Annotated in this window: 6 protein-coding genes and 1 pseudogene; 4 read left to right on the forward strand and 3 right to left on the reverse strand. The window is 69.1% G+C overall.

From position 1 onward, the window contains the following. Positions 1-200, reverse strand: a pseudogene (locus ACE3SL_RS14360) (thiamine phosphate synthase); the annotation flags it as partial. Between the two features lie 59 nt (positions 201-259). Between ACE3SL_RS14360 and ACE3SL_RS14365 the strand changes: the two are divergent. Beyond that, positions 260-922 carry a YggS family pyridoxal phosphate-dependent enzyme gene (locus ACE3SL_RS14365; RefSeq protein WP_374526409.1) on the forward strand — a complete coding sequence of 221 codons (663 nt, stop codon included), beginning with the start codon at positions 260-262 and terminating at the stop codon, positions 920-922. Between the two features lie 37 nt (positions 923-959). Here ACE3SL_RS14365 and ACE3SL_RS14370 read toward each other — a convergent pair whose 3' ends face one another. Then, positions 960-1,655: a hypothetical protein gene (locus ACE3SL_RS14370; protein ID WP_374526410.1), complete on the reverse strand. Its 696-nt coding sequence runs from the start codon at positions 1,653-1,655 to the stop codon at positions 960-962. Positions 1,656-1,720: 65 nt separating this feature from the next. After that, a complete protein-coding gene (locus ACE3SL_RS14375) occupies positions 1,721-2,167 on the reverse strand; it encodes a DUF4402 domain-containing protein (protein ID WP_374526411.1) in 447 nt (148 codons plus the stop codon). Between the two features lie 166 nt (positions 2,168-2,333). Between ACE3SL_RS14375 and ACE3SL_RS14380 the strand changes: the two genes are divergently transcribed. From ACE3SL_RS14380 to ACE3SL_RS14390, 3 genes are all read left to right on the forward strand, one after another. After that, positions 2,334-3,401, forward strand: a complete 1,068-nt coding sequence (locus tag ACE3SL_RS14380; RefSeq protein ID WP_374526412.1) for a type III polyketide synthase — start codon at positions 2,334-2,336, stop codon at positions 3,399-3,401. Continuing rightward, positions 3,398-4,111, forward strand: a complete 714-nt coding sequence (locus ACE3SL_RS14385; protein WP_374526413.1) for a methyltransferase domain-containing protein — start codon at positions 3,398-3,400, stop codon at positions 4,109-4,111. The genes ACE3SL_RS14380 and ACE3SL_RS14385 overlap by 4 nt, the downstream gene beginning before the upstream one ends. After that, positions 4,108-4,320: FAD-dependent oxidoreductase (locus tag ACE3SL_RS14390; RefSeq protein ID WP_374526414.1), on the forward strand; the 213-nt coding region annotated here is incomplete at its 3' end. The genes ACE3SL_RS14385 and ACE3SL_RS14390, both read left to right, overlap by 4 nt.

Consider the following 4,320-nt stretch of genomic DNA (forward strand, 5'->3'; position numbering starts at 1 on the left):
AGCAGCAGCAGCAAGCCCCGCGTCCGCGCGGTCCGGGCAAGCCGGCGCAGCAGCCGCCAGCGCGCGCCCGGCGGCAGGCTGCCGTGCCGCACGACGATGCCGCTGCCGGGCGGCAGGATCGCCGCGATTTCGGCCATGCCCGCCGCGAGTCGCTCGTCGCTGAAAAGCCAGATGTCAGGGAAAGGGTGGCGCCGGACCATCGCCCTTCCTATAGGCGCGTCGCGGGCGCGCGCAACGCAGGCTCATCAAGGAAAAGCATATGGCAGACGCCGCGGACAGGCTGGCAGACGTGAAAGCGAACATCGCGGAAGCGGCCAGGCGCGCGCAGCGCAAAGCGGACGACATCACCCTGATCGCGGTGTCGAAGACGCACGGCGCCGACACGATCCGTCCGCTGATCGCTGCCGGCCAGCACCATTTCGGCGAGAATCGCGTCCAGGAAGCCGCGGCGAAATGGCCCGCGCTCCGCGCCGAGGCGGGCGGCATCACGCTCCACCTGATCGGTCAGCTCCAGTCGAACAAGGCCGAGGAAGCGGTAGAGTTGTTCGACGCGATCCACTCGGTCGATCGCCCCTCGCTGGTGCAGGCGCTCGCCAAGGCCTGCGCAAAGCTGGGCCGCCAGCCGCAACTGTTCGTGCAGGTCAATATCGGCGACGAGGAGCAGAAGGGCGGCTGCGCGGTCGCCGACCTCCCCGCATTGCTCGCCGAAGCCGCCGAAGCGGGTTTGACCATCGAAGGCCTGATGGCGATCCCGCCCGCCGACGTCGAACCCGCGCCTTATTTCGCGCTGCTCGACGAACTCGCCGAGCGCAACGGCCTGCCGCTCCGCTCGATGGGCATGAGCGGCGATTATGAGAGCGCGGTGATGCTGGGCGCGACGCATGTGCGGGTTGGGACGGCATTGTTCGGAACGCGCCCATAAAGAGGCGTTGCCCATTCTCCTTCGGGCGATGAAAGCGCTAAACGATCCTCAAGGCACCACGCCGCTCGCGGGCAATCCAGTCGCGCGCCTGATCGAGAAAGGTCGATACCGAGCCATCGGGATTCCGGGTCAGGAACCCGCTGCCCCTGACTATGGGGTGATCTTCGCTGCTGCTTATCCGGCAAAGGTCAAATGCCGTTTCCGTTTGTCCGGCAAGGATAAGAAGGCAGATGGCAAGCACGCGTTGCTGCCCGAAAAGATCGTCCTTGTCCGGCAACGCCGCCAGCATCGATTCAAGGGACATGGTTTCGAGAAGCGCCTCTGTCTGCCGGTCGGCGACCCCGAGAACTTCGGTGGCGAGCAGTTCCACATCGGCCTGATCGAGTCCGGCCTGGCTATCGATCGTGGCGGGCCGCAGCACCCATGCCCCGTTGGCGCGAAAGGAGAGCGGGAGCGAATGATTTTCGCTCGCGCCGACGATATCCCAAAAGAGCGGATCGAGCGCCATCGGTTTGATCAGGAGCCGAAGCCCGGCCCCGCGTTCCGGCAAAAGCCACGGAAGCACATCGACGAACCAGTCGCCCGACTGGCGAAATATCCAGCCCCCGGCATAGCGCCAATGCGCCGCGCGTGCCTGGCTTTTGAGTGCGGCTGCGAAGTCCTTTTGGCGCTGCTTGACCGCTCTTTGCTGTTCGCGCGTCAGCTTGCCGGGCCGGTGCGGAATCTCGTCCATGGCCCTTATCTGTCACAGCCAGTATCGCGTTTCCACCCTTTGGCGCAGAAACCGGACCGCCGCTCTCATTGATATTCCACCGTCACCGGAATCCGCCCACGATAGTCACCGTCGCTCGCCCCGCTGACCTGCAGCCGGCCGCCGAAGCGGAATTGAAGACGGCCATCTGGGCCAAGGCGCGGGGCGGCGGCGAGATCGGTCGCCAGACCCACCACGCGCGCGGTGCCGCCGCTGCCGCTTTCGAGATCGACCGACGCGGGGAGAAAGACGCGCACCTCGGCGCCGGGCTCGCCGCGCACCGTGACCGTGCCCGACACCGCGAAGCCGCCGAGATCGCGAACGTCGCCGCGCACGCGGCGCGCGCCGGTGACGGGGTCGAGCTCGACCTCGCCGCTGCCCGCACCCGCCGCGACGCGGCCCATGTCGAGCTGGGTTTCGATGTCGATATGAAGCGGCATCTCGGCTTTGCGGCTCGTCGCGATCGGCCCGCCGTCCGGCTTGCCGCAGAGCATGCACTGCGCCGAAGCCGCCGAGGGAATGGCAAGCCACAGGAAAAACGGGGATAAAAGGCGCAGCGTCACGGGGCGGCATCCTAGCCGCTCCATGGTTAATCCGCGGTAAAGCCGGTCGGGTGCTTATCGGCTGGCGGTGCCGCCCCTTTTCGGTTTAACCAGCGCCATGAACAGCCCCGTTCTTCCCCGCCTCAACGCGCTCGCCACGGCGGTGCCGGATCATGACATCCATGCGGCGTTCATCGACTGGGCGGCCCCACGGCTGACCGACGAACGCCTCCGCGCGTTGTTCGCGCGCATGGCGGCGCGATCGGGGATCGATCATCGCTGGTCGGTGCTCCCGCCCACGGCAAGCGGCGGATCGCCGGTCGCGCGGGGCGGCTTTTACGACGTGCCCGGCCTGCCCCCGACCTCGGCGCGCATGGCGGCCTATGCCGAGCATGCGCCCGAACTGGCGCTGCAGGCCATCGCGGAACTCGGCGACGCGTTCGATCCGGCGCGCATCAGCCATATCGTCGTCGCGAGCTGCACCGGCTTCGTCGCGCCGGGGATCGACCAGATTCTCGCGCGCCGCCTCGGCCTTTCGCCGACGGTCGAGCGCGTGCTGATCGGCTTCATGGGCTGTTATGCCGGGGTCACCGCGCTCCGCACCGCGCGGCACATCGTGCGCTCGGACGCCGATGCCGTCGTGCTCGTCGTCAGCGTCGAGCTATCGACGCTCCACCTCAGCCTCGCCGACCAGCCCGAGCCTCTGCTTGCGATGCTGCAATTCAGCGACGGCGCGGCGGCGGGGATCGTCTCCGCAGAGCCGCACGGGCTGGCGCTCGGCGAGGGGCGCAGCCTCGCGCTCGAAGAAAGCGCCGACCTGATCCGCTGGGACATAGGCGACAAGGGTTTCGAAATGCATCTGTCGGGCGAGGTGCCGGGGCGGCTGCGCGAGGCACTCGCCGATCCGGCGGTGCAGCAGGAGCTGTTCGGCGAGGGTGGCGCGCTGCCGCTGCTCGCGGTTCATGCCGGGGGCCGCTCGGTCATCGACGCGGTCGAACATGCGCTGGCAGTGCCGCCCGATGCGCTGGCGGACAGCCGCGCGGTACTCGCGCGCTTCGGCAATATGTCGTCGGCGACGATCCTGTTCGTGCTCGCCGCGATGATGGCGCGCGGCGCAAGCGGGCCGGGGATCGCGATCGCCTTCGGCCCCGGCCTCGCCGCCGAGGCGATCCGGTTTACGGCATGAACCCCTTTGCCAGCCTCGCCGAACCGATCGAGCGCGAGGAGGAGATGGATGCCGCCGAACTGCCGCCCGCGCGCTATGCGAAAGTGCTAGCCGACCTGTCGCGGATCAACGGGCTGACGCTCGCGAGGCGGCCCACGCTCGGCTTTCTGGGCCGCGTCCGCGCACGCGGGGCCAGTGCGAAGCCGTGGCGCATCCTCGACGTCGGTTTCGGCGCGGGGGACATGCTCGCGGCGGTCGCGCGCTGGGGCGAGGCGCACGGCGTGCCGCTCGATCTCGTGGGCATCGACCTCAACCCGAAGAGCGCGCCCGTCGCGGAGGCGCGGCTCGGCGGCCGCGCGCGGCTGATCACCGGCGATTATCGCGACCTCGCGGGGCAGGGGTGGGACATCATCCTGTCGAGCCTCGTCACCCACCATATGACGCCGGCACAGCGCAGCGGCTTTCTGCGCTTCATGGAAAGCGAATCCGCGCGCGGCTGGCTGGTCAACGACCTCCACCGCCGGCGCCTGCCCTTCGCGGGCTATCCGCTCCTCGCCAGCCTCGCCTTCGTCGATCCGATCGTGCGCCGCGACGGGCAGCTGTCGGTCGGGCGCAGCTTTCGCCGCGGCGAGTGGCAGGCGATGCTCGCCGAGGCGCTGCCCGACACCGCCGCCGAATGCCGGATCTTCCGCAGCTTTCCCTATCGCCTCTGCGTCGAGCGCATCCGGTGAATGATGTGATCGTCGTCGGCGCCGGACCCGCCGGGTCGGCGGCGGCGATCGGCCTCGCGCGGGCGGGCGCGAAGGTGCTGCTGCTCGAACGCTCGCGCGAGACCGGCGATGCGCTGTGCGGCGGCTTCCTGAGCTGGCAGACGCGCGCGCGCCTCGACGCGCTCGGGATCGACCGCGCGGCACTCGGCGGCGAGACGGTGCGGCGCGTC

Source organism: Sphingopyxis sp. (assembly GCF_041916015.1).
In the GTDB taxonomy this organism is placed as follows: domain Bacteria; phylum Pseudomonadota; class Alphaproteobacteria; order Sphingomonadales; family Sphingomonadaceae; genus Sphingopyxis.

Coding starts and splice junctions, on each gene's coding strand:
- ACE3SL_RS14375 (WP_374526411.1), bottom strand. CDS start 2,167: ATGCTCTGCGGCAAGCCGGACGGCGGGCCGATCGCGACGAGCCGCAAA.
- ACE3SL_RS14365 (WP_374526409.1), top strand. CDS start 260: ATGGCAGACGCCGCGGACAGGCTGGCAGACGTGAAAGCGAACATCGCG.
- ACE3SL_RS14385 (WP_374526413.1), top strand. CDS start 3,398: ATGAACCCCTTTGCCAGCCTCGCCGAACCGATCGAGCGCGAGGAGGAG.
- ACE3SL_RS14370 (WP_374526410.1), bottom strand. CDS start 1,655: ATGGACGAGATTCCGCACCGGCCCGGCAAGCTGACGCGCGAACAGCAA.
- ACE3SL_RS14380 (WP_374526412.1), top strand. CDS start 2,334: ATGAACAGCCCCGTTCTTCCCCGCCTCAACGCGCTCGCCACGGCGGTG.